31 protein-coding genes, 3 pseudogenes and 1 other annotated feature are annotated in these 25,333 nt (G+C 64.0%); of the genes and pseudogenes, 19 read left to right on the top strand and 15 right to left on the bottom strand.

What is annotated here, in order from left to right; all coding sequences use genetic code 11:
- Positions 1–117: 117 nt before the first annotated feature.
- From ASE66_RS30250 to ASE66_RS30260, 3 genes are all read left to right on the top strand, one after another.
- Positions 118–1,149, top strand: a complete 1,032-nt coding sequence (locus ASE66_RS30250) for an IS110 family transposase (protein WP_057193681.1) — start codon at positions 118–120, stop codon at positions 1,147–1,149.
- A gap of 568 nt (positions 1,150–1,717) precedes the next feature.
- Positions 1,718–1,773 (top strand) — a sequence feature (sul1 is cis-regulatory element that is thought to sense ions involved in sulfur or methionine metabolism; They are found in Alphaproteobacteria).
- Between the two features lie 107 nt (positions 1,774–1,880).
- Positions 1,881–3,362 carry a SulP family inorganic anion transporter gene (locus tag ASE66_RS30255; protein WP_057193682.1) on the top strand — a complete coding sequence of 494 codons (1,482 nt, stop codon included), beginning with the start codon at positions 1,881–1,883 and terminating at the stop codon, positions 3,360–3,362.
- 10 nt (positions 3,363–3,372) lie between these two features.
- Positions 3,373–3,633, top strand: coding sequence for a hypothetical protein (locus ASE66_RS30260; protein WP_057193683.1), 261 nt, complete (start codon positions 3,373–3,375; stop codon positions 3,631–3,633).
- Between the two features lie 261 nt (positions 3,634–3,894).
- Here the strand turns inward: ASE66_RS30260 and ASE66_RS30265 are convergent, their stop codons facing one another.
- From ASE66_RS30265 to ASE66_RS30270, 3 genes are read right to left on the bottom strand one after another with little or no spacing between them, the layout of a single operon-like run.
- On the bottom strand, positions 3,895–4,533 hold the full coding sequence (locus ASE66_RS30265) for a hypothetical protein (protein ID WP_057193684.1): 639 nt from the start codon (positions 4,531–4,533) through the stop codon (positions 3,895–3,897).
- A gap of 15 nt (positions 4,534–4,548) precedes the next feature.
- Entirely contained in the window at positions 4,549–4,845 is a 297-nt protein-coding gene (locus ASE66_RS32355; RefSeq protein WP_156412408.1) for a hypothetical protein, read from the bottom strand.
- A 5-nt stretch (positions 4,846–4,850) separates the two neighbouring features.
- The gene (locus ASE66_RS30270) at positions 4,851–5,018 is read right to left on the bottom strand and encodes a hypothetical protein (protein ID WP_162262559.1); all 168 of its coding nucleotides are present in this window, start codon (positions 5,016–5,018) and stop codon (positions 4,851–4,853) included.
- Positions 5,019–5,171: 153 nt separating this feature from the next.
- Here ASE66_RS30270 and ASE66_RS32360 point away from each other — a divergent pair, with 153 nt between their 5' ends.
- Together ASE66_RS32360 and ASE66_RS30275 are read left to right on the top strand one after the other, a co-directional pair.
- Complete coding sequence (locus ASE66_RS32360; protein ID WP_156412410.1) at positions 5,172–5,381, top strand: hypothetical protein; 210 nt, start codon at positions 5,172–5,174, stop codon at positions 5,379–5,381.
- A 363-nt stretch (positions 5,382–5,744) separates the two neighbouring features.
- On the top strand, positions 5,745–5,999 hold the full coding sequence (locus ASE66_RS30275) for a hypothetical protein (protein WP_057193686.1): 255 nt from the start codon (positions 5,745–5,747) through the stop codon (positions 5,997–5,999).
- A gap of 522 nt (positions 6,000–6,521) precedes the next feature.
- On the opposite strand, the gene ASE66_RS30280 is transcribed toward ASE66_RS30275, so the two are convergent.
- On the bottom strand, positions 6,522–6,800 hold the full coding sequence (locus ASE66_RS30280; protein WP_057193687.1) for a DUF6894 family protein: 279 nt from the start codon (positions 6,798–6,800) through the stop codon (positions 6,522–6,524).
- Positions 6,801–6,997: 197 nt separating this feature from the next.
- Here ASE66_RS30280 and ASE66_RS30285 point away from each other — a divergent pair, with 197 nt between their 5' ends.
- Entirely contained in the window at positions 6,998–7,207 is a 210-nt protein-coding gene (locus ASE66_RS30285) for a hypothetical protein (protein WP_156412411.1), read from the top strand.
- 313 nt (positions 7,208–7,520) lie between these two features.
- Here ASE66_RS30285 and ASE66_RS32365 read toward each other — a convergent pair whose 3' ends face one another.
- The 3 genes from ASE66_RS32365 to ASE66_RS30295 all read right to left on the bottom strand — a co-directional run bounded on the left by ASE66_RS32365 (position 7,521) and on the right by ASE66_RS30295 (position 9,574).
- Entirely contained in the window at positions 7,521–7,772 is a 252-nt protein-coding gene (locus tag ASE66_RS32365) for a hypothetical protein (protein ID WP_156412412.1), read from the bottom strand.
- A 232-nt stretch (positions 7,773–8,004) separates the two neighbouring features.
- Positions 8,005–8,454, bottom strand: a complete 450-nt coding sequence (locus tag ASE66_RS30290; protein ID WP_210178659.1) for a RidA family protein — start codon at positions 8,452–8,454, stop codon at positions 8,005–8,007.
- Between the two features lie 136 nt (positions 8,455–8,590).
- Positions 8,591–9,574: a LysR substrate-binding domain-containing protein gene (locus ASE66_RS30295; protein WP_082613872.1), complete on the bottom strand. Its 984-nt coding sequence runs from the start codon at positions 9,572–9,574 to the stop codon at positions 8,591–8,593.
- A gap of 138 nt (positions 9,575–9,712) precedes the next feature.
- On the opposite strand from ASE66_RS30295, the gene ASE66_RS30300 reads away from it, so the two are divergent.
- From ASE66_RS30300 to ASE66_RS30335, 8 genes are read left to right on the top strand one after another with little or no spacing between them, the layout of a single operon-like run.
- On the top strand, positions 9,713–11,215 hold the full coding sequence (locus ASE66_RS30300) for a sugar ABC transporter ATP-binding protein (protein ID WP_057193691.1): 1,503 nt from the start codon (positions 9,713–9,715) through the stop codon (positions 11,213–11,215).
- On the top strand, positions 11,212–12,213 hold the full coding sequence (locus ASE66_RS30305) for an ABC transporter permease (RefSeq protein ID WP_057193692.1): 1,002 nt from the start codon (positions 11,212–11,214) through the stop codon (positions 12,211–12,213). Before ASE66_RS30300 ends, ASE66_RS30305 begins: the two co-directional genes overlap by 4 nt.
- A complete protein-coding gene (locus ASE66_RS30310; protein ID WP_057193693.1) occupies positions 12,210–13,175 on the top strand; it encodes an ABC transporter permease in 966 nt (321 codons plus the stop codon). The genes ASE66_RS30305 and ASE66_RS30310 overlap by 4 nt, the downstream gene beginning before the upstream one ends.
- Complete coding sequence (locus ASE66_RS30315) at positions 13,172–14,128, top strand: substrate-binding domain-containing protein (RefSeq protein ID WP_057193694.1); 957 nt, start codon at positions 13,172–13,174, stop codon at positions 14,126–14,128. The genes ASE66_RS30310 and ASE66_RS30315 overlap by 4 nt, the downstream gene beginning before the upstream one ends.
- 13 nt (positions 14,129–14,141) lie before the next feature.
- On the top strand, positions 14,142–15,029 hold the full coding sequence (locus ASE66_RS30320) for a polysaccharide deacetylase family protein (protein WP_057193695.1): 888 nt from the start codon (positions 14,142–14,144) through the stop codon (positions 15,027–15,029).
- A gap of 21 nt (positions 15,030–15,050) precedes the next feature.
- Complete coding sequence (locus ASE66_RS30325; protein ID WP_057193696.1) at positions 15,051–15,884, top strand: aspartate dehydrogenase; 834 nt, start codon at positions 15,051–15,053, stop codon at positions 15,882–15,884.
- Between the two features lie 25 nt (positions 15,885–15,909).
- Positions 15,910–16,695 carry an SDR family oxidoreductase gene (locus ASE66_RS30330; protein ID WP_057193697.1) on the top strand — a complete coding sequence of 262 codons (786 nt, stop codon included), beginning with the start codon at positions 15,910–15,912 and terminating at the stop codon, positions 16,693–16,695.
- A 14-nt stretch (positions 16,696–16,709) separates the two neighbouring features.
- On the top strand, positions 16,710–17,402 hold the full coding sequence (locus tag ASE66_RS30335; protein ID WP_082613873.1) for an RraA family protein: 693 nt from the start codon (positions 16,710–16,712) through the stop codon (positions 17,400–17,402).
- A 164-nt stretch (positions 17,403–17,566) separates the two neighbouring features.
- On the opposite strand, the gene ASE66_RS32995 is transcribed toward ASE66_RS30335, so the two are convergent.
- The 4 genes and pseudogenes from ASE66_RS32995 to ASE66_RS30350 all read right to left on the bottom strand — a co-directional run.
- Positions 17,567–17,808 (bottom strand): BrnA antitoxin family protein (locus tag ASE66_RS32995; RefSeq protein WP_156412439.1); only part of this gene is annotated, 242 nt, incomplete at its 5' end.
- Between the two features lie 2 nt (positions 17,809–17,810).
- Positions 17,811–18,138: pseudogene (locus tag ASE66_RS33000) on the bottom strand (MucR family transcriptional regulator); the annotation flags it as partial.
- Between the two features lie 231 nt (positions 18,139–18,369).
- Complete coding sequence (locus ASE66_RS34100; RefSeq protein WP_413814304.1) at positions 18,370–18,801, bottom strand: hypothetical protein; 432 nt, start codon at positions 18,799–18,801, stop codon at positions 18,370–18,372.
- A gap of 214 nt (positions 18,802–19,015) precedes the next feature.
- Positions 19,016–19,198 carry a hypothetical protein gene (locus ASE66_RS30350; RefSeq protein WP_057193872.1) on the bottom strand — a complete coding sequence of 61 codons (183 nt, stop codon included), beginning with the start codon at positions 19,196–19,198 and terminating at the stop codon, positions 19,016–19,018.
- Positions 19,199–19,602: 404 nt separating this feature from the next.
- Here ASE66_RS30350 and ASE66_RS30355 point away from each other — a divergent pair, with 404 nt between their 5' ends.
- The 5 genes and pseudogenes from ASE66_RS30355 to ASE66_RS30370 all read left to right on the top strand — a co-directional run bounded on the left by ASE66_RS30355 (position 19,603) and on the right by ASE66_RS30370 (position 22,168).
- A complete protein-coding gene (locus ASE66_RS30355) occupies positions 19,603–19,917 on the top strand; it encodes a GNAT family N-acetyltransferase (protein ID WP_156412413.1) in 315 nt (104 codons plus the stop codon).
- 238 nt (positions 19,918–20,155) lie between these two features.
- Complete coding sequence (locus ASE66_RS30360) at positions 20,156–20,617, top strand: mobile mystery protein A (RefSeq protein ID WP_156412414.1); 462 nt, start codon at positions 20,156–20,158, stop codon at positions 20,615–20,617.
- 9 nt (positions 20,618–20,626) lie between these two features.
- Complete coding sequence (locus ASE66_RS30365) at positions 20,627–21,217, top strand: mobile mystery protein B (RefSeq protein ID WP_057193700.1); 591 nt, start codon at positions 20,627–20,629, stop codon at positions 21,215–21,217.
- Between the two features lie 186 nt (positions 21,218–21,403).
- Positions 21,404–21,538, top strand: a pseudogene (locus ASE66_RS34105) (HU family DNA-binding protein); the annotation flags it as partial.
- A 156-nt stretch (positions 21,539–21,694) separates the two neighbouring features.
- Positions 21,695–22,168, top strand: a complete 474-nt coding sequence (locus ASE66_RS30370) for a MucR family transcriptional regulator (protein WP_057193701.1) — start codon at positions 21,695–21,697, stop codon at positions 22,166–22,168.
- Positions 22,169–22,491: 323 nt separating this feature from the next.
- Here the strand turns inward: ASE66_RS30370 and ASE66_RS32375 are convergent.
- The 4 genes and pseudogenes from ASE66_RS32375 to ASE66_RS30390 form a co-directional block, all read right to left on the bottom strand.
- Positions 22,492–22,665: pseudogene (locus tag ASE66_RS32375) on the bottom strand (MFS transporter); the annotation flags it as partial.
- 664 nt (positions 22,666–23,329) lie between these two features.
- On the bottom strand, positions 23,330–23,617 hold the full coding sequence (locus tag ASE66_RS30380) for an addiction module antidote protein (RefSeq protein WP_057193703.1): 288 nt from the start codon (positions 23,615–23,617) through the stop codon (positions 23,330–23,332).
- Complete coding sequence (locus ASE66_RS30385) at positions 23,610–23,915, bottom strand: type II toxin-antitoxin system RelE/ParE family toxin (protein WP_057193704.1); 306 nt, start codon at positions 23,913–23,915, stop codon at positions 23,610–23,612. The genes ASE66_RS30380 and ASE66_RS30385 overlap by 8 nt, the downstream gene beginning before the upstream one ends.
- Positions 23,916–24,026: 111 nt before the next feature.
- A complete protein-coding gene (locus tag ASE66_RS30390; protein ID WP_057193705.1) occupies positions 24,027–25,229 on the bottom strand; it encodes an RHE_PE00001 family protein in 1,203 nt (400 codons plus the stop codon).
- Positions 25,230–25,333 lie beyond the last annotated feature (104 nt).

Below are 25,333 nucleotides of genomic sequence, written 5' to 3' on the forward strand. Positions count from 1 at the left end.
TTGCGCATCGCCTCCACGTTGCGGAGGTGGCTGTAGATGGGGTGATTGCGGTTGCCGCCAATCGGCGCAGCTTGCAGTTGGAGGCTGCTATCCCAGCGGCCTGCGGGGAACCACATCATGAAGCACTTTGTGGGGCTGGACGTATCACTGGCCGAGACGGCGATCTGCATCGTGGACGAGGAGGGGATTATCATATCGGAGGGCAAGGCCTCATCCGACCCGGAATCGATATCAGCCTGGTTGAACGAGGCGGGCCTTTCGATAAACCGCATCGGACTTGAGATCGGCGGCCTTTCTCGATGGCTCTACCTAGAGCTGAAGTCAGCTTGGCCGGTGTTCTGCATAGATCCGCGACGCCTGCGAGGTGTTACGAAGACGATGCCGGTGAAGACGGACCGCAATGATGCGCGTGCTATTGCGCAAGTCATGCGGGTTGGCTGGTTCAACATCGTTCATGTGAAGGGCACGCAATCTCAGGAGATGCGTATGCTCCTTGCTAACCGCAAAGCGCTCCTGAGCAAGCAGGTCGACCTCGAGAATGAGATCCGCGGGACACTTCGGGTATTTGGCCTGAAGCTCTCCGGCCGGATTCAGCATGCCGCGTTTGAGCAGCAGACATTGGACCTTCTCTCAGACCTACCGAGACTGGCGGCGCTCGTACGTCCGATGCTGATCGCTCGGGCCGCTCTTCGCGATCAGTGCGCGGTGCTCCACAAGATGGTGCTGCAGGCAATCAAGAAGGACGATGTCTGTCGGCGGCTGATGACGATTCCCGGCGTAGGAGCTCTGACCGCGGTAACCTTCATCACCACAATCGACGATCCGGCGCGCTTCGAGAGGTCGCGAGATGTTGGACCGCACCTCGGATTGTCGCCACGCAAATACGCATCAGGCGAGGTCGACCGGAATGGGGGCATATCCAAGTTCGGCGACAAGTTATGCCGCGCAACACTCTATCAAGCGTCTCTGGCGCTCCTGACACGAACTCAGCGTTGGTCTTCGCTGAAGGCCTGGGGCATGTCAGTAGCCAAGCGCAGGGGCCTACGGCGGGCAGTCGTTGCTGTTGCGCGCAAGCTTGCCATCGTCATGCATCGCATCTGGTCCGATGGAAGCGAGTTCCGCTGGACCCGAGAGGAGGTCAAGGCTTAACCGACCGAATTTGCGAGATCCGCCGAACCGGCGGACCGATGTCCGCGAGGACGAGGTCGAGGTGACTGCGTTGCGACCTATGTGCTCATAGCCCGCGTTCTGTAGATAGCAGCCCCCGATCATCGAACTACACTCCTGAGGCGGTCAGCGCACCGACCTCGTAGACAAGAGCGAGCCTCGCGGTCAGGTTGGTTTTTAACGTCCGGTTCTTGGAACCAGGCGAAAGCTGTTTGCGACCCATCTGAGACATTGGCGGTGTAGTGCGGCGGTCACGGTTATGGCGTGGTCTTGCCGGCACTGGGAACGTCAGCTTCCAGACAGGTCAACGCGGGTGCTGCGTAGTCCCGGTCGGCGGCACGACGGTGCCCGGTGCGGGGGCGAGCGTCGGCGTCGTAATCAGCCTTGGCCTCGCAGAAGATCGACGTCTTTGTTGGCGAAATGCCCATCTCCACTATCGTATAGGTGAATGGGAGACCCCTCCTGCCGGAACGGGGCTCCTCCGTTGCGGGAAGCCTCGTATCAAGACTATTGCGGCGCACCATGAACGCAGCTATGGGTCTCGCATCAAACTGGACCCGGTGAAATCCCGGGTGGCTCTTCCGGCCGCCGATCCGCCGGATAACGCAACGCACGGCCCCACACGCGGCTCCAAGTGACCGCCCGCCGTTTTGCGAGCCTCGCCTGCATCAAAGATGCTTTGCGCCTGCGAGACGATTGAAAGCCCTCGATTTATGAACCTTGTACATTTGCGGAGCGAATGGGCTCCGAACATCACGCGTGAACTGCTGGCCGGCACCGTCGTCGCGCTGGCGCTTATCCCCGAAGCCATCGCCTTCTCAATCATCGCCGGCGTCGACCCGAAGGTTGGCCTCTACGCTTCTTTCTGCATAGCCGTCGTCTCGGCATTCGCAGGCGGCCGGCCGGCCATGATTTCGGCCGCGACGGGCGCCATGGCGTTGGTCATGATTACGTTGGTGAAGGAGCACGGCATCGGCTACCTTTTCGCGGCCACGATCCTGACGGGCATCTTCCAAATCCTCGCCAGCGTCCTGAAGCTCGGCGACCTGATGCGGTTCGTCTCCCGTTCGGTCGTGACGGGATTCGTGAACGCGCTCGCGATCCTCATCTTCCTCGCCCAGATGCCGGAACTGCTAGGCAAAGGACCGACCGTCTATCTCATGGTGGCGATCGGGCTGGGCATCATCTACGGCCTGCCGTACCTGACGAAGGCGATCCCGTCGCCGCTGGTGACCATTGTGCTGCTGACGGCCGCCTCAATGTACTTCGGCTTCGGTATCCGCACGGTCGGCGACATGGGCGCCTTGCCCAGCGAGCTACCCTTCTTCGCGCTTCCGCAGGTGCCGCTGACGCTTGAGACGCTCAAGATCATCCTGCCCTATGCATTGACGCTGACCATGGTCGGCCTGCTGGAAAGCTTGATGACGGCGGCGATCGTCGACGAGATGACCGACACGACCTCCGACAAGAACCGAGAGTGCGCCGGCCAGGGGCTGTCCAACATCACCGCAGGCCTGTTCGGCGGCATGGCGGGCTGCGCCATGATCGGCCAGTCCGTGATCAACGTCTCCTCGGGCGGCCGGGGCCGTCTTTCGACCCTATGGGCAGGGGCGTTCCTGCTGTTCCTGATCGTCGTGCTCGGCACCTATGTGGCCCAGATCCCGATGGCTGCGTTGGTCGCCGTGATGATCATGGTCTCGATCAACACCTTCCAGTGGAAGTCGATCAAAACGCTGGTCACCCATCCACGAAGCTCCAGCTTCGTCATGCTGGGCACGGTCATCGTCGTCGTCTGGACGCACGACCTCGCCCAGGGCGTCCTGTTCGGCGTGATCCTCAGCGGGCTGTTCTTCGCCCACAAGGTAACCAAGTTCTTCGGAGTGGCCTCGACCCGCGACGAGACGACCGCCGTTCGGACCTACCGCGTCACCGGCCAGATCTTCTTCGCCACCGCCGAGGCTTTTCACTCGGCCTTCGACTTCCGGGAGGAGGACCTGAAGGGAGTCGTGATCGATCTCTCGGCGTCGCACTTCTGGGACATCACCAGCATCAATGCGCTGGACCGGGTCGTGCTGAAGTTCCGGCACCACGACATCCCGGTCGAGGTCATGGGCATCAATGAGGCGACCGCGACGATGATCGAGAAGCTGGCCACCCACGACAAGCCCGGCGCCGTCATGTCGTCGGGCCACTGAGCCTGCGCCGATGCCTTGGCTGGTGATCCCTGCCGCCTATATCGCGGCGGGGATCTATTACGTCCTGCGCGACCTCAAGGCATTACCAGCCGACGGGGGGCAGCTTCGAGGGCTGACCGTCATCGGACTGCTCTGGCTACCGATCACGCTGCACAGCGTAGTTTTGTTGGGCAGAACAAAGGGTATGGCTTCGGCTGCCGCTCGGTTTGCGCGGGAGACTGCCTCGCCGCTCCTGCTATTTGTCTTGCTGGTCGTCCTCGGCTTTGCTTAGAAGCAAGCCTCGTCTCGAAAAGATAATGGACCGCTGGCTAAGGCCAGGAATGTCCGGTTCTTGGAAGCAAGCCATCGTTGGCTCCTGGCGCGCCAGGCCGTTTGCGGCGGCGGTCGCGAAGTTCAGCATTCGACCCTTCTGAGACCTTACGAGCGTCCGCTATAGGGCAGTCCAATGCGCGTGGCAGAACGGCTTGCGCCAGCAACCGCAATCAGACAAGAGACTGCACATGAGCCGGATGCTAGAGGCGCCACCCGGATCTCACAAGAAGGCAAGTTCCCCCTGCAAAGCGACCTCAGGCTCGTACTGAAGCCGCAGCAGCTTCGGGTCGAACAGGGCGCTGACAAAGAAATCCTGGCGCGAGCTCGGCTCACCCAACCCCCCGGCGCGCACGAGCAACCCCCCATGTGCGGCCACCAGTTCGTGCGCGGTTTCGTGCGTCTGCAAGCGGACTTCAATGAGATTGAGGTTTGGCCGCTCGACGATCCTCTTCGGACACCATCTGACGTCTAGCCAGGCCTCGATAGTCGCTCGCACGAATTCCACGCCCTCCACTTTCGTGTCGTAGATGAGGACATTCTTCCAGAGTGGCTGCGGGCCCTCCTTCCGCGGCTTCACTAGAAAGTAGCCGCGCGAGTTGACGAGCTCGCCATCCTCCCGCTCCTCGTAACCGCTATACGGGCCGGAGAAGTCGCATTTGTATTGGTCGGCCAGCGTCGTCCAGAGCCATTCGTCATCGTCGGACGGCATGTGGAATCCGAGATCGTCGACCGTTTGCGTTTCGCCGGTCTTGCGGGCCGTTCGCGATGCGACGGTTAGCTGTGAGATAGCGAGTTGCCTAGCCGCCGCCGACTCTGCGGCGCTTAGGGCCGGGCGGTGATCCTGCTGCCAGCTGATCATCCTTGCCTCCTTCGATCAGGGTGAGACCGGACAGGCTCGGCGGCAGGTCCGGCGGCGAGTTGCGGCCGATATCCATGAGATAGGCGCCGCATTTCCGGCCGTACTTTTGGGCTTGCGCTCCGGATTGACAGGGTCCCACGCGCAGGGCTTCCGGAACTCGGCCAGCAGCCACTTCTGCGTGGCGTTCTCGCCGTACAGCCAAGCGAGCCCGGCCAACCGTGCATCCTTGCCGCGTGTGCAGAAATGGCAGCGGAAGCGCACGACCAACCACGGGAAATCGATCATCGAGGTGTCTTCGTTCGGCGGGTCCATGGGCGTCATGCATCAGTGGCGACCTCGCGCGGCGGCCGAGCGCCCTCCGAAAACACGCCTCGAATGAAGCCTCTCGAAACAGATCGATCGGCGTCGGCGAGCACGGTCTTCAACGTCTCGTAAGTCACCCGCAGGGCCGCGCGCTCGCTGCCGTGCGCGTCGATCAATTCCACGAGCTCCCATTCCAATTCGTCGCGCTCCGGCGATGACTGGGCTGACATGTTCCGCGTCCCCAGGTATGAGAACATAATGAGAACGGACAAGGCGAAGAGTCAACCCTGATGCCAGCCCGAAACCCACGCCGCGCCTACAACAAGGACGTCTCGATGGTGCAGCCGGCGACGGTCGACTCCGATCGAGCGCGCGGACTTCAGAGAGCGGAAACCTGGTGCAACGACTGCCTCCATCATGCCGAGATCAGCATGGAAGGGCTGCCTGAGGATCTGCCTATCCCGGATATCTGCCTGCGCCTACCGCTGCTCGAAATGCGGCAGCAAGAACCTGATGTCTCGCGGCAGGATCGACGAGCACTATGATATGGTCGAGCGGCAGCGGACCGGGAAGGGCATCGGGACCAGGTCAAAGCCCAACCCGTAACCAACCCGGACTGGTCGATCGCTGCGCAATGTCAGCTATGGGTCGATTGTTTTGAAAAAGTCCGACCGGCTCCAACGTTGGGCGTCAGCCCCGCTCGGCGGAGAAAAACCTGCTGCGCGCCACAAAAAAATGCACTCCAGACGAAGCCTGGTCAGCCGTAGAGGGATAAAATTTCTACCTTTGCGCCAGCCGATCCCGCCCAAAGTATGTCGGAAGCAGACGTCATCCGGCCTCATCAACCCCGCTCGGAACGCTCCTACAGCCCGATAGTTGAGCCTCCATCAGTTGCGTTGGAGGTTGTCATGCGCACCCAGCCGAAACAGTCCGGGCTCAGCGACAGAGCCGCCGCCCGCCCAGCTTCAATCCGCCGTGAACTGTATCGCGAGCTTTGCCAGGACGAGGATGGGAACCGCTACACCGTCATCGTCTATCGACCCGTCCCTGATTTGAACGTCACGCGGTACGAGCTCGAAGACGGCACGCCCGTGCGCTTTGTCGATGACTGCCTGTTCGAGATGGAGTCGACAGGTCGAACGCTGACCCGGTGCGAACTGTGACGGCCAGAGACCTCGACAACCACCCCATGGTCTTTTCTCACCTCGCCGGTCGCGAGGTATCGACCTGGTCGACCGCATGGGCACGGCAGTGCGAGGTCGACACGCTCCTTGCCATGCCTCTGCCCCGACGGCTGCGATTCCTAAATGGCTCTGGGAACCCGGAAGACGGTCGCGACAGCCGGCCGCTGGATACGATCCGCGGCCCCGCCGGTGTGGCGTCTCTCAAAGCCGACCTGGAACGGATGGAAGAGATACTGCGATCGCGAGTGCGGCCGCAATAAAAGCCTCTCGCCGATGTGCGCTGGGGGCGACTGCATCAGCGAGAGGCATGGCGCTGGTTGGGGAGCGCCACGGTCAGGCTAGCAGCCTTCTGGAAAGGAAAGACCTGTCGGGAACCGACTGTATACGTCCTCGGGACTTGCCTCCGGTTGCGGTGGAAGGGAAGCCAGCGAGAGGTCGCACCCAAGAACGCCTCGCTGGAAAAACCAATTGGCGATCGAACTGTTCTATGGTGAGACAGTGTTAGTTCTTCGATTTCTTGGCGGCCTCGGCAGCTTCAGCCCTCATGTCCTCGGCCGTCTCACCCCGGAACTCCAGCGATGCCTGGTACACGATGTCCTCCGCCTCGTTCTGCACCGCCACCTTCATTTTTAGGTGCGATCCATTCGGTAACTGGTCGTGCGCCATGTCAGCCAGCGCCCTCTGAGCGCTGTCCGAGGCGGCTTTGTCGTTCGCGAACTCCATGTCGTCACCTGGCTCGAATTTCTCTCCGTCTTCGGTCGAGACACGATACTTCGGCATGTCGCACTCCCTCGGGCTGAGGCTCCTCTCAGCCAGAACCGGAGGCAGGGCCTTTCGGTTCCCAGCAACTCGTTTGGGACATATTCCCTATTCCCGCCGCTTCATCGGCCCATGAAACGACTTGCCGCTGCCCGCGCGGAGCCCCAAATTATCTTTCGCGGCGACCGGTGCCGCACTTCGACGAGGCGAGACCGGACATGTCAGGAAAACCCAGCACACCGGCGACGGTGCTCGATCTAATCAACGTCGTCATCAGTGAGAATCCGGCCGAGGGCGCGGTGATCAAGCTCGCAATCGAGGGCTCAATCGACGTCGATCTCCTGTTCGACCCACTGACCCTGGCCAAACTGCAATCTGCGCTGGCGAAAATGGATCAGTGGCACGCGGACGTGCTCCCGGCGCAGTAGACCAAAAAGAAAGGCCCCGCCGGCTAGCGCCGGCGGGGCTCTGGCTACGGTTTGAAAAACACTGCTTTTCGCCAATGGGGCGCTTGGGGCCCGGCTGGGGCTTCCGACCACGCGAGGGGCACGGCGCTGGCAATCCAAGCGCCAAGCTCAAGTTAGGGCGATGCCTCGTGGGAAAAGGCCAGCCTTCGTCCGCCGTCCGAACCCGGATCTACAGCCATAAAGGGCGCCTCTCGCCGACGAGGAACGGGGGAGCTGCCCGTCGGCGAGGGGCGTGGCGCGAGGGACCAACCAGCGCCGCTCCATCAACGCACATTCATTTCTCCTGTTCCCGCTTCCTAGCGAGACCGGAGCGGCTGGTATGCGTCTCCTTTTCGGAATTGCTCGATCGCAAATCGTCTGGATTTTTTGCAACAGCTACTAAGCTGGCGATCATGTAGGCGAGACGTGTTCGTTCGCGCTCATCGCATGGATCGCTGGGGGTCAACCGAATTTCATTCCAGGCAGCTTCGAGTGCCGCGCTGGCCTGAGCAAGTTCAACCGGATCGGCGAGCGACGAGAGTGGCATGTCCTTCCCCATGCAAAACCACCAAATCGGCTAAAAATTTAGGTCTTCCGCATGAGGCCGCAATATCAAGAGATAAAATCCCCGCCGGCGAGAGCCGAGGGGGCGAAGGTTGGCCTCTGATGGGCAATGGATACGGCAAAAAACTCGCGATTTGGTGCACGGTTCCGAACTTAAAGCGCGCGGCGCGCAGCCTTTTCGCTGGTCGATTGCTCCAGCGCCCTCAGGCCTTCGATCAGCGCCGCTTCGCAGCGATGACTTCGATCTCGACAAGCCAGCCCGGCCAGACGAGGCTAGTAACCTGGGCACGTGTGCGCACCGGAATATTTGGGTTCTGGGATGTGCCGAAGAATTCGAGATACGCCTTCGAGAAGGCCGGGAAATCGGCCTTGCCGCCCTTGGCCGGATCGCCCACGAGGAAGGCCTGCATCTTGACTACGTCCTTCATGGCAAACCCGCGCTTGGCTAAGGTGGCGGCGATGTCCTTGAGTACGCCTCGTGTCTGGGTCTCCGTGTCGCCATAGGCGGCGACGGTGTCATCCGGAACTGTCGCGTCGATAATCGGCGGTGTGACTCCGCTCAGCATCAGTAGGTCGGTCCCGGGCGGAACCGTCAGCGATTCCAGGAACTGATTCTTATAAGGCGACGCATCGTCCAACCGGAAACGTTCAATATCGTCACTCACTGCAGCTTGTGTTCCTGTCAACAACAGTGCGACGGCGAGAGCCTTCCTCAACACTGACATGATTGCGCCCCTTATTTCGATGCCCGAAGCAGCATCGAAGTCGGGCCGGTTCACAATCGAAAAAATAGCCGCCTATTTATGAGGATGTCTCATGCATGACCCCGGGCAGCGTGTCGCGCGCCCGGAAGGCCTCGGCGAGAGCCCAAGACCGGAACTGCTGAACGGGGCGGTCGTCGAGCCGTGTCTGGTGGATCAGCAAATAATACTCGCCCGCGCTTTCGAGGCTGCCCGCAACGGGCATCACGAGCCCGCGCATCCCTTCCTCATGCGCCAGCACAATATCGGGAACGAGCGCGATACCGCGGCCCTGTCGCGCGGCATCCAGCGACATGAAGAAGTGTCCGAACTGCAAAGTCGGCTCGATGTCCACCGCGGCGCGCACGCCATGCGCCTTGAGCCAATCCGGCCAGGCGTGCCGGCGCGTCGAGGTGTGAATCAGCGGCCAGCGCGTCAGATCGCCCGGGGTCACTTCCGTATCACCGGTCAGCCCGGTGGCGCAGACCGGCACGAGCCGATCGGGGAAGAGCTCATCGGCGTGGACTCCGTCCCAGCGCGTCAGCATCGACAATTCGATGCGCGGCTGGTTGCGCTCATAATGCCGGCCCGGAAGGCGACCGACACGGATCGCGACATCCGCTTCATGCGCGAGCAGATCGGCCGGCTCGATCGAAGAGACGACGCGCAGCTCGACCTCGGGATGCTTGCTGGTGAAGACATGAAGGCGCGGCATCAGCCAGACGGAGGCGATCGTCGGCAGCACTGAGACAGTTAAAGTCGCCCGATCACGACGTTGGGCGAAGCGGCCGGCAGCGCGCTCCAGCTCGTCGAGCATGCTCTCCACGGACCGGAAGAACTGCTCGCCTTCCGCGGTCAACTCGATGCGCCGGGTCAGGCGGCGAAAGAGCTCCTGCCCAAGATGAAGTTCGAGTTCCTTCACCTGACGGCTGATCGCACCCTGCGTCAGGTTTAGCTCCTCGGCCGCCTTGGTGAAGGAGAGATGGCGCGCCGCAGCGTCAAAGCCGCGCAGCGCATTCAATGGCGGCAAACGCCTCTTTCGCATGCAGAATTCCTCTCATGCATGAGAGTAGATCATGCATGAACGCCGAACAATTCGTTTGTGACGGCTGCTCGACGGCCGCATCGTCAGACAAACATCGGGCGGCCGAGAGGTTGGCTCCAGGTGGATGGGGAACTGCCGATGACGACCCAGCCCGCGATCGCGCTAGCCATGCGCGACATCGCCAAACGCTATAGCGCGACCTGTGCACTGCGCAGCGCCGATCTCACGCTGCGCGCCGGCCGGGTCCATGCGCTGCTCGGCGAGAACGGCGCCGGCAAGTCGACCCTGGTGAAGATCATCGTCGGCGCCGTGAAGCCCGACAGCGGCAGTGTCGCCCTCGCCGGCAGGCCCGTCGCTTTCCGCTCGGTCGCCGAAGCCATCGCCGCCGGGATCGTGCCGATCTACCAGCATCTCAGCCTGTTTCCCGAGCTCTCCGTCCTCGACAATCTCTCGGCCTTCCAGCTCGCCGCCGGGCGGGCGGGCCTCAGCCGCAAGGCGCTGGTACCGCGCGACGAGGCCAGGGCCTGGCTTGCGCGGGTCGGGCTCGACCTCGATCTCGACCGCCCGGTCTCGTCGCTCTCGCTCGGCGAGCGCCAATTGCTCGAGATCGCCCGCGGTATCGGGCGTAACTGCCGCATCCTCGTCCTCGACGAGCCCACGGCGGCACTGAACGGCGCCGAGGCCGAGCGGCTCTTTGCCGTGGTCCGCGACCTCTGTGCCGGCGGCGCGGCCGTACTCTTCATCTCGCACAAATTCGACGAGATCGAGCGCCTCGCCGACGAGGTGACCGTGCTGCGCGACGGCGCCACCGTGATCGACGCAGCCCCGATCGCTCGCCACGATCGCGCCACCCTGGTCAAGGCGATGCTGGGCATGCAGGTCGAGCACGAGCACCGCTCGGGCAGCGCCCAGGCCGAGCCGGCCCTCGTCGCGGCGGGCGTGCGCATGGCGACAGGCCAGCCGATCGATCTTGCGGTGCGCACTGGCGAGATTGTCGGCCTCGCCGGACTGGTCGGCTCCGGTGCCCTCGCCATCGCCGCGACCATGGCCGGCGCAGCGCCCGGCCGGGGCGAGATCATTGTCGGAGCGCAGCGCTTTTTCCTCGGCGACCGGCGCGAGGCCGTCCGCCTCGGCGTCGCCTATGTCCCGGCCGATCGCCATGCCGAGGGGCTATTTCCCCCGGTCAGCGCGATCGGCAATGCTTCGGCCAGCGCCCTCTCGCGCTTCTCCGCTCGCGGCATCCTCGGCAAGGCGCGCGAGCGCGGTGCGATCGAACCGCTGCTGCGCCGCCTGCACCTGCACCCGACTCGGCCGGATGCCGAGGCCGCGAGCTTCAGCGGCGGCAACCAGCAGAAGCTGCTGATCGCGCGCTGCCTCGCCTTGCCGAACCTGCGCGCGCTCGTCTTGCTCGAGCCGACGCGCGGCGTCGATGTCGCCGCGCGCGCCATGATCCATCGCGCCATCATCGAGATGGCCCGCACCGGCGTCGCCGTCCTGATCGCATCGAGCGACCTCGACGAGCTGACGGCGCTCTGCGACCGCTATCTCGTGGTCCGCGATGGGGCAATTGCGCAGGAGTTGCCGGCCGGCGCCTCGACCGAGGCGATCATGACCGCGCTCGCTGGAAAGGCCGCGGCATGAGCAGCTTTCCTCTCGGCGATCGGGGCCCGTCCAGCATGCCCGCCATCCTGCGCCCGCCCGCCATCCTGATCGTGACGGCGCTGTTGTTCGGACTCGCCGCCCTGGCGGTGCCGCGCTTCGGCACGCTCGGCAATATCGAGAACGTGCTGCGCATCGCCGCGATCCTCGGCATCGTCGCCTGCGGCCAGGCCATCGTCGTCATCCTCGCCGGCATCGAATTCTCCTTCGGGGCCTCGGCAGCGCTGGCGAGCGTCGTCATCGTCATGGCCCTGCCCACGGCCGGCGTCATCGGCGCCTTTCTCCTAGGCGGCCTGCTGATCATCACGATCGGCATGGTCAACGGACTGCTCGTCGCCCGCTTTGCCGTACCGCCAGTGATCGCGACGCTCGGCATGCTGATGATCGCCTCGGGCCTCGCCGCCTGGCTCGCCGGTGGCCTGCCGATCGACGCGCCGCCCTCCGACGCCTTCTCATGGCCGGCGCGCGGCCGCGTCCTCGGCATCCCCGTGCCCATCCTGATCGCCGCCGCCGCCTTCACCGCGCTTCATGTCCTGCTGGCCAGGAGCCGGCTCGGACGCGGCTGGTATCTGGTCGGCGCCAATGCGACGGCCGCCAAGCTCGCCGGGCTTTCCGTGCCCCGTCTCGTCTTCTCCGGCTACGCCGTCGCTGGCCTGTTCTGCGCGCTCGGCGCCATCATCCTGACCAGCCGCGTTGCCTCGGGCCAGCCCATGCTCGCGCCGAACCTGCCCTTCGAGACCATCGCCGCCTGCGCCGTCGGCGGGCTGCCGCTCGGCGGCGGACGCGGCAATGTCCTGCAGGTCGCCTGCGGCGTGCTGATCGTCGCGATGCTCAACAACATCGTGGTGCTGCTGAACCTGCCGACGGCCTACCAGCTCATCTTGCTGGGCACGCTCGTCGTCACCGCGGTGCTGCTGCAGCGCGACTGGGCCTTCCTCGGTCACGCCGTCCGCGTGCTGACTAGCGGGAGGCGCGGATGAGCCTGGTCATCGCCCCGCGCCTGCTGATCGCGCCTGCCGGCATCCTCGCCGCCGGCCTCGTCTTCGCCGCGATCGCGCCGGGCTTCCTCTCGCTCGGCAATGCCGGCAGCATCGCCGGCCAGGGCTGGGTCCTGGTCCTGCTCGCGACCGGCCAGATGTTCGCCCTCGCCGCCCGCGGCTTCGACATCTCTGTCGGCGCCATCGCGGCGCTGGCCGGAACGCTCGCCGCCATGACCGCCAACAGCTTCGGGCTGGCGGGCCTGCTCGTCGCGCCCTTGGTCGGCTTGGCCTGTGGCACGCTGAACGGCTGGCTCGTCGGTCGCCTCGCCTTGCAGCCGATCGTCGCGACGCTCGGCACGTTGGTCGCCCTCAAGGGTGTCGCCCTGCTGGTCAGCGATGACGGCCAGGCCGTGCCTCTGGTCGAAGCCGGTCATGCGACCAGTCTCGCCTTCGACTCCGTGCTCGGCCTGCCGCCGCTCGCCTGGCTTGCTCTCGCCTGCGTCCTCGGCGCCCAGGTCCTCCTGAGCCATGCCACACTCGGCCGGCGTATCCTGATGCTCGGCGCCAATCCCGAGGCCGTCGGCCTGGTCGGCGCCGATGCCGGCGCCCTCCAGATCCGCGCCTACCAGCTCTGCGGCCTCTTCGCCGGACTCGCCGGTGCGCTGATGACGGCCCGGGCCGGCGCCGGCCTGCCGACCGAAGGCGCTGGCATGGAACTGCAGGCGATCGCCGCCGCGATCATCGGCGGGACCGCTTTGTCGGGTGGCGTCGCCAACGCCATCGCGGTCGCGGCCGGTGCCTTCTTCATCCAGGTCGTGCTGACCGGCCTCAATCTGACCGGCGTCTCTCCCTTCCTGGCGCAGGTCACCGTCGGCCTCGTCATCCTCGGCTCCGGCCTGATGGACACAGCCCTCCGCTCGTTTCTCGCCCGCAACCGCCAGCCGAAGGACATCTTCCCATGACGCGCCTTTCCCGCCGCAGCCTCCTGCTCGCCACGATCGCCATTGCTGCGCTGGCGCCGCCAGCCTTCGCGCAAGAGAAGACGATCGGCATCGCCGTCCCGAACCTTGCTTCCTCCTTCTGGATTTCGGCTGTCTACGGCATGGAGAGCAAGGCGAAGGCCGGCGGCGCCACGGTGCTGAAGCTCAATGCCGGCGGCGACGCCAACGCCTCGCAGCAGATCGCCCAGGTCCAGGACCTGATCCAGCGCAAGGTCGCGGCGATCGTGATCGGCGCCACCAATGGCGATGCGGTGAAACCGATCGTCGAGCGTGCGATCGAGGCTGGCATTCCAGTCGTCGGCATCTCCTCGCCGCCGAACACACCGAAGCTCGCCTCACTGGTCAGCGCCGACCATGCCGACATGGGCAAGCTCCAGGCCGAGTGCCTCGCCAAGGCGATCGGCGGCAAGGGCAATGTAGCGATGATGGCGGGACCGGCCGGCCAGGCCTGGTCGGATCTGCGCGCCAAGGGCTTCCGCGAGGCGCTGGCGAAAGCGGCGCCCGACGTCAAGATCGTCGCGGAATCGCGTCTCGCCGACAATCGCAACGCCGCACTCGGCACCGCGGAAGACTGGACGCAGCGCTTCCCCGATCTTGCCGGCATCTATGCCGCAACCGACGACATGGCCGCCGGCGTCGTCTCGGCCTTCAAGTCGGCGAGCAAGCCGGTAAAGGTCTCGGCCTCGAATTTCAGCCCGACCGCCCAGCAGATGCTGAAGGACGGCGACATTGCCTGCACCTCGATCCAGCAGGTCGTCGCGCAAGGCAAGGCGGCGATGGCGCAGGCGCTGAAGGCTGCCGCCAAGCAACCGGTCGAGGCACGCGTCGTCATGCCGGCGCTGCTGGTGACACGTGAGAATGTCGCGACCGTCGATCTCTCCTCGGTCGTCGCCCCGGCCGATTACCGCCCCTGACTGAAGCACCATCATGCTGCCTAGCTCTGGACGCTTTCCCTACTCGCCCATCGTCGACCGGCCGGATTTCACCTGGCCCGGCGGCAAGCGGCTCGCCGTCTATGTCGCGCTATGCGTAGAGCACTTCTCCTATGGCTCGGGGCTCGGCCTGCCCTATTCGCCAGGGCTCCAGCAGCCCAACACCTACAACTGGGCCTGGCGCGAATACGGCAACCGCGTAGGCGGCTGGCGGCTGATCGAGCTCTTCGACGAGTACCGCCTGCCGCTCTCGGTGTTGCTCAACACTGAAATCTACGAGCATTGCCCGGAACTGGTCGCCGCCCATCGTCGCCGCGGAGATGAGATCGTCGCCCATGGCCGGACTAACTCCGAGCACCAGAATGGCATGGACGTCGAGGCCGAAAGGCGCCTGATCGCCGAGGCGACGCAGGCAATCTTGAGCCACGAAGGCGCTGCGCCCGCCGGCTGGATGAGCCCCGGCGCCCATCCCAGCGCCAACACCGAGGACCTGCTGGCTGAGGCGGGCTACGGCTACACCATGGACTGGCCAATGGACGACCAGCCGGTCTGGCTCAAGACCAGCGGCGGCCCCTTGCTGGCGATGCCCTATCCGCACGAGGTCAACGACGTGCCGATGATGGTGCTGCATGACGGCACGGCACAGGCCTTCGCCGACATGGCAATCGACAATCTCGACGAGATGCTGGTGCAGTCGGAGCGTCAGGCGCTGGTCTACGGCATGACGATCCACACCTTCATCGTCGGCCAGCCATTTCGCATCCGGCAGTTCCGCCGGGTGCTCGACCATCTCAACAAGCACCAGGACCGCATCTGGTTCACCACGGCCGGCGCCTGCGCGCGCCATTACGCCAGCCTGTTCCCGGCTCCTTCAGCCGGCTGACAAAAAGACAAGGAAACGCCCATGACTCCCCCGTCCTCACCCGGCGCGCATCCGCGCCGGCGGGTCGCCATCGCCGGTCTCGGCGCCGTCGGCCTCAAGATCGCGAGCGTGCTAGACCAAGGCGTGCCCGGCTGCGAGCTCGTCGCCGTCTCCGCCAATGATCGTGACAAAGCCCGCGAGCGCCTGGCCCATCTCTCCCGCGCAGTACCCGTGGTCGCGATCGAGGAGCTCGAAGCGCTCGCCGACATCGTCGTCGAATGCGCGCCGGCAGCGCTCCTGCCGGCCATCGCCGAGCCTTTCCTGCGCGCCGGCAAGATCGTGATCGTGCTCAGCTCCGGCGCCATCCTCTCGCATGAGGGCCTCATCGAGATCGCCCGCGCGCATGGCGGCCAGATCGTTGTGCCGACCGGCGCCCTGCTCGGGCTCGATGCCGTCACCGCCGCGGCCGAGGGCGTGATCCGCTCGGTCCGGATGATCACCCGCAAGCCGGTGCGCGGCCTCGTCGGCGCGCCTTATTTGGTGAAGAACAACATCGTCATCGACGATGTGACGGAGCCGACGCGGGTCTTCAGCGGCACGCCGCGCGAGGCGGCGATCGGCTTCCCGGCCAATCTCAACGTCGCGGTCGCCCTTTCGCTCGCTGGCATTGGGCCGGATCGGACCACGCTCGAAATCTGGGCCGATCCGGCGCTGACTCGCAACACCCACACGATCGAGGTCGATGCCGACTCCGCCAGCTTCTCCATGACGATCGAGAACGTGCCGAGCGACAACCCCAAGACCGGGCGGATCACCGCGCTCTCAGTCATCTCCTATCTGCGCAAGCTCGACGCGCCGCTGCGCATCGGCTCGTAAGCCAGGACCTCGCAAGGAACCCATCATGGATCTTGGAATTTCTGGACGCACGGCGCTCGTACTGGGCGCCGGCGGCGGGCTCGGCCGCGCCATCGCCAAGGCGCTCGCCCAGGAGGGAGCCAGAATCGCGCTCGCCGACATCGACGAGACGGCGCTGGCCGCAACGGCGACAGACCTGTCCGCCCTTGGCGCTCCGCATCTGGCGCGGCGCTGGGACATCAGCCGCCTCGACGAGGCCGCCGGTCATCTTGCCGCGATCGCTGAGGTGCTCGGGCCGATCGACATCCTCGTCAACAACACCGGCGGCCCGCCGCCGAGCCTTGCCGCCGGTGTGCCATCAGAGACCTGGGCGGCGCAGTTCCAGACGATGGTGCTCTCGGTCATCGCCCTCACCGACAAGGTGCTGCCGGGCATGCGCGAGCGCGGTTGGGGCAGGATCGTCACCTCGACCTCGTCCGGCGTCGTCGCGCCGATCCCGAACCTCGCCATCTCCAATGCGCTGCGGCTGTCGCTGGTCGGCTGGTCGAAGACGCTGTCGCGCGAGGTCGCGCCCCTCGGCATCACCTGCAACGTCATCCTGCCGGGGCGGATCGCCACCGACCGCATCCGCTTTCTCGACGAGCAGAAGGCCAATCGCGAAGGCCGTCCGCTCGCCGAGATCGTCGCCGAGAGCACGGGTTCGATCCCACTCAGCCGCTACGGCACGCCCGAGGAATACGCGGACGCCGTCGCCTTCCTCGCTAGTGCCCGGGCCGCCTACATCACCGGCTCGGTCATCCGGGTCGATGGCGGCTATCTCCAAAACATCTGAAAGGACGTGAGATCATGACCGAACAGCCCCAGCGCGACGCCACCTGGCGCGAGGACATCCGCCGCCGCTACCTCGCCGTCGACACCTCGAATGTCGCCGATGTGCTCGACACGCTCGGCCTGCCCGATCAGGGCCTGGCTCCGGAGTTTGCACCCTACCCTGCGGCGACGGGCCGGCTCGCCGGCTTCGCCTACACGATCCGCGGCCAGATGACCCCGTTTCCGCTCGGCGGCGACGCGGAGAAGATGAAGGCCTGCCAGGGCGTCTCGCCCGGCGAGGTCACGGTCTGGAGCGGCGACGGCGAGGGCATCTGCTATTTCGGCGAGCTGATCGCGATCGGCATGAAGGAAAAGGGCTGCGTCGGCGCCCTCGTCGATGGCGGCATCCGCGACATCCGCTGGATCGGCGAGCAGGCCTTCCCCGTCTATGCGCGCTACCGCACGCCGGTGCAGTCGATCGGCCGCTGGAAGGTCAATGCCAGCCAGGTTCCGGTGCTGATGCGCGGCGCGACCAGCCGCTATGTCGAGATCAATCCCGGCGACTTCATCCTCGCCGACGAGGACGGCGCCATCGCCATCCCGGCCGACCGGATCGAGGAGGTTCTGGTCGAGGCGGAGCGGCTGACGGCTGTCGAGGTCTCGATCCGGCAGGAGCTCTCACGCGGCCTTTCGCTCGCCGACGCATTAGCGAAGTATGGCCACGTGTGACGCTATGCCCTGGCGATATCGGCCGTGCTCTGTCCCTATGTCCGCAGGCGCGGGACGCGTGCCTCGCCCGGCGTGAGATCCAAGAGAGCATTTCGGGATCGAGTTCGCCGCTTCGGCCGTCGCCGATGGCCTCCTGAAGGGGATCCCGTTTTGCCATTGCCGCGCTAGCCGTCGTTCGAAGAGTTCAGCTCGTCGGGCGTGACCGCATCATCACCACCGACGCCCGCAGCCTGCCGCAGCGCGTTGTTGATACGATCCTGCCAGCCTGGTCCACCACTCTGAAAATGGTCGAGCACACTGCGATCGATCCGGAGCGAAACGAGTTCTTTCGCTCCGGGAACGTTTGGCCGCTTGTCGGCAGGCGTCGGTGCTTTCGGCGCGGCGGGCTTGAACAGTGCCTCGGCCTNNCACGCCGTGGGCTCTTGGCAATTACTGCCTTGCCTAGAGTGGCTGCAGCCTTCCGACCAAGACCGATCGACTTGGCCAAGGCGGAGCGCGCTTCGGCATAGTTGGGTGCCACCATCGGATAATCGGAAGGCAGGCCCCATTTCGCTCGGTACTGGTCGGGCGTCATATCGAACTTGCTGCTGAGATGGCGCTTCAGCGATTTGAACGCCTTGCCGTCCTCGAAGCAGATGATCGCATCCGGGGTAACCGACTTCCTGATCGAAATGGCCGGGACAAGCGGCTGGGCAGCAGGCGCGGCAGCTTCAGCCCCCAAGCCAGCCAGTGCTGCNAGTGACATTGTTGTGTGCCACATAGGCCGCAACGATCATCGCGGACAGATCGATAAGCTGGTTGTTGTCTTCAGGCATTCGCATTTGTGATCCCCGGAGATGACGGAATGGACGGTGACGCAGACATTGCCGTCGCCGAAAGGGGTGAGCGAGCCGCGACGCCGAGCGGCTCGCAACAGTTTTGGAGGTTGCCTCTGAACATCATACTGAGCTGGAGGCCTGCAGTCCGTCTATTTCTTCCAATCGCCCGCGAAATAAGTGGCACTCGTCGATGCTGCCGGCAACGCCGGGCGCTGGCGATCCGATCGGCTAGCCTGATCGTGGGGGCCGAACCTCGTCGGCCCTAGCCGGTCGTCGCCAAATAAGTCGCCGATTTCAATCCGCTTCCGACACAGGCGCGTCAATTCCGCAACGCGGTCGAGGCACTCGGCGAAGCCGACGCCATCGAGGTGCGCGACGAGGGTGTACACATCGCCCTTCGCATCCGAGAAGGGATCGAACCATCCCCTGCCCTCGTGGATCACGATGATGACGGCGTCGCCTCGGCGGTATTTGACCGCGCGGCGCGTGCTCACTTTCACATCGATCGCGAAGCCCGACTTCTCCAGCACGGCTGCGCAGGCAACGCGATATCTCAGCTCTTCAACCTCATTCCTCTGCATGTTCTCTCCCGTCCCGCCTTTTTGGCGACCGGCCCTTCCTGTGCGGGTTTCCGTCCCCATGCGTTGCGGGGCCACTCCCCAGCTGCCGCGAAGAGCGAAGGCAGCAAGGGCGTGGCTGGCAACTCCATGAAATCTTCTGCACGGCCAGCCAGCCGCGGCGCAGCTTCCTTGCGGCCGCCCGCTCGCGAGCGACATCCGTTAGGGCGGACCCGGCTCAATGAGCCGGCCCTATCGTGTGGGAATCAAACTCGTGGATGATAGTGACTTCGCCATCATCGAGCTCATCGCTCGGCGGGACGCCATACTTGCGATCGACCTGGAACAGCGTGACCGCGACCATCGGCGTCCGTGCGAGCTGGAAGGCGTGGTTCTGGGCGAGCGACAGATCGTGCGACATCGTGAAGACTCCATCCGGGAGCGGGCCAATTCCCGCTCGATGGCTCGTCGAAGGGCCGGGGCCGGTCGCGATCACCGCGAAGGCGAAGCCGAAAGCGGCGGCACGCTCGCGTAGCCGACCCCAAACGGGCTGATCGTTGAAGATCCGGAACCGGACCAGGACGCCATCACCCGAGAGCGGGATTGGCTGGTCGCGGTGGTCCAAGCTTTCGAGCGCACTGCTCCGCCAGAGGCTGGCTGCTGGCCGCCGCGGGGGAAGGCCGGATCATGCTGCCCGTAGGGGTGAAAATGGAGGTTTTCAGAGTCGGCAATAAACCGGCCCTCAGCAGTACATCCCGAGCATGGACTTTAAGCTTCCGCGGTTTTGTCCACTCCTGATTGACTCTAGGAAGCCGGATCAAAGTGGTGCTGGATGGACGGGCTGAACTCGCGCCCGGTCCCGCCGCCACCGAACTGGCCGGCGAGGCGGTCGCGATGAGGCAGGCCGCGTTGCGGCGCCATGGCATCATCGCGCCGGCGATCTCGGATCCCCGCTTCGGGACCTTCTTCCGTAATCTGGCTGGCGACGCGGCGGACGGTTCGCCCTTGCGGATCGCGCTGATCTCCTGTGCCGACCAGCCGATCGGCATCGATCTCTCGCTGGACTGCAAGGGCACGAGCTTCGGCCATGTCATCGCGGCCCACCCGACCATGAGCGCGGCGGCGTCGGCGGCATCCTGATCCAGCACAGCTTCGCCGGCGCGCTCCTTCCCACCTCTGCTCGCCCTGCCACCACCACCCGCCTGAGCCTGTCATACCGGGAGCTAGGCAGGCGAGCCCTCGTGCGAGTTGCAGGAGCCGCAGTGGTTGCTCATTTTTTTATGATCAAATAATATCAGTTGAACATATATTGATGGTCAATTCAGCTTTCTCCGCTCATATATGAATGTTAATTATCTCCCAGGTTGGACACATAATCATGAACCCAAACCAAGCTGCCCTGGCGCGTAAGCAACTGGAACGACGAGTTGCGCCCTTACGCGATTTAAATGTCGTCGCTCCACCCCGCGGCTGGATGAAGGCCATCCGCGAAGCTCTGGGCATGAGCACCCGGCAGCTCGCCGCTCGCATGAAGGCGGCTCCGTCCCGCGTCCCTGCTATTGAAAAGGCGGAAGTCTCTGGCGCCACAACGATCAGAACGCTGCGCGAGGCGGCCGCAGCGATGAACTGCACATTCGTCTACGCTTTCGTTCCGACCAAGCCCCTCGACGAAATTCTGCGCGACCGCGCCGCTCAGAAAGCGGGTCGAGATATCATACGCCTCGACCACACCATGCGACTGGAAAACCAGGCACTCCTGAAGTCGGATCTCGACGAGGAGCGGCGCCGCATAATCGACGTCATCCTCTCAGGCTCCCCGCGCAGACTTTGGGACGATTGAATAATCGCCATGCCCGACCCGCTATTCGATGAGGACGATGACGCCAATACGCCGCTGACCGCTGAGGAACGCGAGCAGCTCATCCCCGCATACATCACCTTGCGACATGAGCTGAACGAGGCCGAGCAGGTCAACATCGGCGAGGCGCTGCGCTGGGCGATGTCGCGCAAGCGCGATGTCCTCGATCAGGACTTCCTGAGCGAATTGCACAGACGCATGTTCGGCGACGTCTGGCGCTGGGCCGGGCAATATCGCACGACCGCGCGGAACATCGGCGTCGACGCCTATCGCATTGCGACGGATGTCAGGCAGCTCGTCGACGATGCACGGTATTGGGTCAAGCATGGGACCTTTCCGCCCGATGAAACCGCCGTACGGTTCAGCCATCGTCTCGTCGCCATCCATCCTTTCCCGAATGGCAACGGACGGCTCTCTCGCCTCGTCGGCGACCTCCTTGCTCGCCAGCTCGGCCAACCCGCCTTCTCCTGGGGGCGCTCAAGCCTGATCGACGCAGGCGCGACACGTGTCCATTATGTCGAGGCGCTCTGGGCGGCCGATAATCACGACATCGAGCCGTTGCTTCTCTTCGCCCGTTCCTAGTGATTGATCGGAACAAGGGAGTCCAAGTTCAGATTCCGCTTCGGGCGTCCTCGATGTCTTCAATGGGGTTGTTCGCACCCACTGGGGAGGTCGATATGAAGTCGGAATCGGAACCTATCAAAGACGACACGAACCAATAGGCGAAGCGGTCGGTCTCGCCCTTGATCGAGGGTCGAACACCTTGCACTTGGCGGGGTCGGCAAATTCTCGGCAGCAAAGCGCGAAGCACGCCAGGCTCGCAATCCCTCCACCGAAGCGGTGTTCGATGTCGCCACCAGGATAGTTGTCAAGTTCAAGGTGCCAAAGATCTCACTGAGTTGATCAAAAATCTGATCGATAAGAGGTAGGGTTCCGGAGTTACGTCCGAAAACTGTACCTCTTCAGCGACCGCATTACCTCGTGGGATAGACTTTCCTGTTCATCGTCGATAATCCGGTTATCAAGCGCTGACCTCACTCCTTCGCCCTGGAGAGCCGAATGTCCGACAACAACGCCGAGCTTCTCGAACTGACGACCTCGGTCGTTGCGGCCTATGTCGCGAATAACAATATTCAGCCATCGGATCTCGTGGCCCTGATCGCCAGCACGTATTCAGCACTTGCCAAGCTTGGCTCAGCGCCGGCACCTGCTCCCAATGCGGCACTGGTTCCCGCCGTCCCGATCCGCAAGTCGGTCACGCCCGAAGCAATCATCTGCCTCGAAGACGGCAAGTCTTTCAAATCGCTGAAGCGTCACCTCAACACATCCTACGGCCTGACGCCTGAAGAATATCGCCGGAAATGGGGCCTGCCGGTCGACTATCCGATGGTCGCTCCGGCCTATGCCGAAGCACGCTCTGCGCTCGCCAAGTCGATGGGCCTGGGGCGCAAGGCCGCCCCCAAGCCCGCTGTATCAGAGAAGGTCAAACCAGCGGTGAGGGCGAAAGCGCCACAGGCAAAGGCTTCGGCGTAGTCCCTCCGAGCCAATGGGCAAGGGGTTCCCCATGCCGCGATCTCCGTTATCCGGATGTACCGGCAACTCCCGATCGGGCAGTTCGCTCAGCTGCATACCGCTCCCAGGATCGCAGCCTTCGTCTGCTCCTCGCCTAAATGCCTTTTTGGCGGACAGACGCCTCGCGCCGTCCCACGCAATGGTGTCGCAATCGCAGACCTGCGACGGCACAGCGGCTTCTCCACCTCACCCGCCAGATCGCTCGATGCCTCCGCTCCACGCCCCAGGAAGACGAAGACGACGTTCGCGGTCACGACGGTGACGGCGCAGAGCATCAGGAGCAGGGTGGCGAACCCGGCCATGAGCGGCAGGACGAGCAACGGCGCCGAGAGCGCGATCATCAGGCGGCCGGCAGCGATCTCGCTCAGGCCGTCGCTGCCGATGAAGCGCACCGGCAGCAGGATCAGCAGCACTACGAGGGCATAGGCTGGCGCCGCCGCCAGCAACTGCACCCCGACGCTGTTCCTCGATTTCGGGGCATCGCCAAGCGAATATCGGCGCATCGAGCCTCAAGGCCGCTCCGGCACTCCGTTTTCTCGTCAATAGCGCGCGCCGCGTCATTGCGAGCATCAACGTCGTAGCCATGCTGACAGCTCGATCGACGCGGTTCTCGACCACGTCGTGAGGCTGGGAACTCGCCGAGACGAGCTCGCGGACGTTGCTGTCGTAGATGCCGATGTACTCGTACTCGGCCCGCCTGGTGTCGTTCGAGCTCTCTGGACTTGGCAGAACGCGATGTTCGGCATTTGCTTGTAGCTATCTGCCAGTCCCAGTTCCCAGGGCATCCATGTAACCCACGAGCGTCATCACCTGCAGCTCGTTCAGCTTGATACCACTTGGGTTACGCGACACCAGGGCAGCGGACCGGCTATCCCAGAACCGGACATTCCAACCGTCTGGAATGGGTCAGCTCCAGTCATTCCGACCGACGCGCCGCCCGCGGCTTTTTTAGCCGCACATACACGGCAATCAATTCGCTGGTGCGTTCAGCTATTGCTGCCTGCTCTGCCAAGGAGAGCTTCGATAGAGTCACGGCCCACGATGTCGCCATTGGTGCGCCTCCCTCATTCTGACTTGAACGACGCATTCTTCGGCACGAGGCATCGGCCAGTGCTCATGGGATCAGGCGTGAACTTTCGCGGTCAACTCGACGCCAAGGGCCTTCATCACCGCGATCGTCGTCTTTAGAGTTGGATTGCCGCTGGCGCTGAACGACCGGTAGAGCTGCTCGCGCGAGAGACCGGTCTGATTGGCGATCTGCGCCATCCCCTTCGCCCGGGCGACCACGCCCAGCGCATGCGCGATATAGCCGCTGTCTTCCGTATGAAAGGCTTCAGCCATGAAGGTCGCGACAGCCTCGTCAGAGGTCAGATCCTCGGCCGGGTCGTAGGTTGTCAGTTTTTCAGGCATCTGTTTCACCCCATTCTCTCGCCAGCCGTTTGGCAATCCTGATATCTTTGGCCTGGCTGCTCTTGTCGCCGCCGCAGAGCAGCACAATCACGGTCGTGCCGCGTTTTTGGAAGTAAACCCGGTAGCCGGGACCGTGGTGGATCCGCAGCTCGCTGATCCCCTCTCCGACCGGCTCAGCATCGCCAGCATGTCCATAGGCAAGACGATCCAAGCGCGACGCAATCAAGGCTCGGGCCCGCTGATCCTTCAGGCGCGTTCGCCATTTCCGAAACGTCTCGGTCTGCTCAAGTTCGAACATGGGTCGATGTAGTTTTAAAACTACTCGATGTCAACCGGCAATATTGGCGGCGGGTTTTCCGCGGATCCAAAACCAAACAGCGCCGATCTCAAATGGGCTGACAGGCCCCTCCTATAAAATCCCCCAGGCCCGGTAGCGCTTCCGGCCGGTGAGCTCGCGCGGCAGGCTGCCGCCGAGCTCCCTCATCATCGCGTCGATCGCCTGCGGCGAGACGTTCAACCGCACTGATGCCAGTTGCACGGTGACCAGCGGCGACGACACGAACAGCTCGACCAGCTCCGCCAATTTCGAATTCCCCCGCCGGCCCTCGCACTTCCGCAGCATTAGCTCCCGAGCCAATGCAAGCCGGTCGCAATCCGCCTGACCGAACGCCGCCGCCTCGCCAAAAGCGCCAAGCAGCCCCGCAACCCGGACGCTGCGCGCCAAATGCGGGCTCCACCGGAATTTCCCCCGCCTCAACCCCAGCCCGAGCGCCGGCAGATGCGCCGCCGCCAGCCCGCGCTGCCGCAAAATCGTCGCGGCGAACGCAAAGCCGAGCTCGCCGGCGCGTTCGGAGGGCTCGAGCCAAAGCCAGGCATCGAGCGCGAGTGCGGCGGCGAGCGCCGCCGGCAGCCCCCTCCCCTCCTCCAGGATGGTGAGCCAGCGCGCGAACCGTCCGGCGGCGTCATAGCCCGGATCGCGCAGTGTCAGGTTTCTGCGGCCATCGTCGGAGGACAGATCGTTCCAGGCATCGAGCTTTTTTCGCGTGCGCACCAAGAGTGCATCGATCTCGGCGAAGGCCGGATCGGCAGAATCGTCCTCCTCGCCTAGGTCGAATTCATCCTGGTCGACGGGGCCTTCCTCGTCGTCTTCACGGTCGATCCGGACCCAGGGTGCTGCGACCATTTTCGTAGCTTCCGGCGTCGTCGCACTCCTGTCCGACCTATCTTCTTCCGGTGATGCACCGATGCCAAGCCGCAGCCGAAGGGCACTGGCGCCCAAGACTTCCGCCGGCTCGCGTCGGGCCAGGCGCCGGCGCTCGTCCAGGATGGTCGCGGCCCGGGCGATTTCGCGGGTGGGGCTGCGCACATCCATGCCGGCGTCGTGCAGGACGAGGTCTTCGAGCGGGCACAGGCCGCCGCTGAGCCCGATCAGCGCCTGAGCCTCAAAGGCGTGCCCGCGCTGGCGCACGCCCTCGGCCAGGACCGGCTCGGCGCGGGCGAGCCGCTCATCGAAGCGGACGAGCGCGATTGACGCGGCTTCAGAGGCTGCTGCGCAGTCCGAAACCAGCGCCTGGCGATCAGCATAAGGGAAATCGTAGCGGATTGAATTCACCCAATTATTCTACCATACCCAATCTAAATATCTATTTGTTTGTTTCACATCGACATCAACCAGTACCTGTCACTCACTATCGATAATTACATCTTATCGATAGT

Source organism: Allobosea sp. Root483D1 (assembly GCF_001429505.1).
In the GTDB taxonomy this organism is placed as follows: domain Bacteria; phylum Pseudomonadota; class Alphaproteobacteria; order Rhizobiales; family Beijerinckiaceae; genus Allobosea.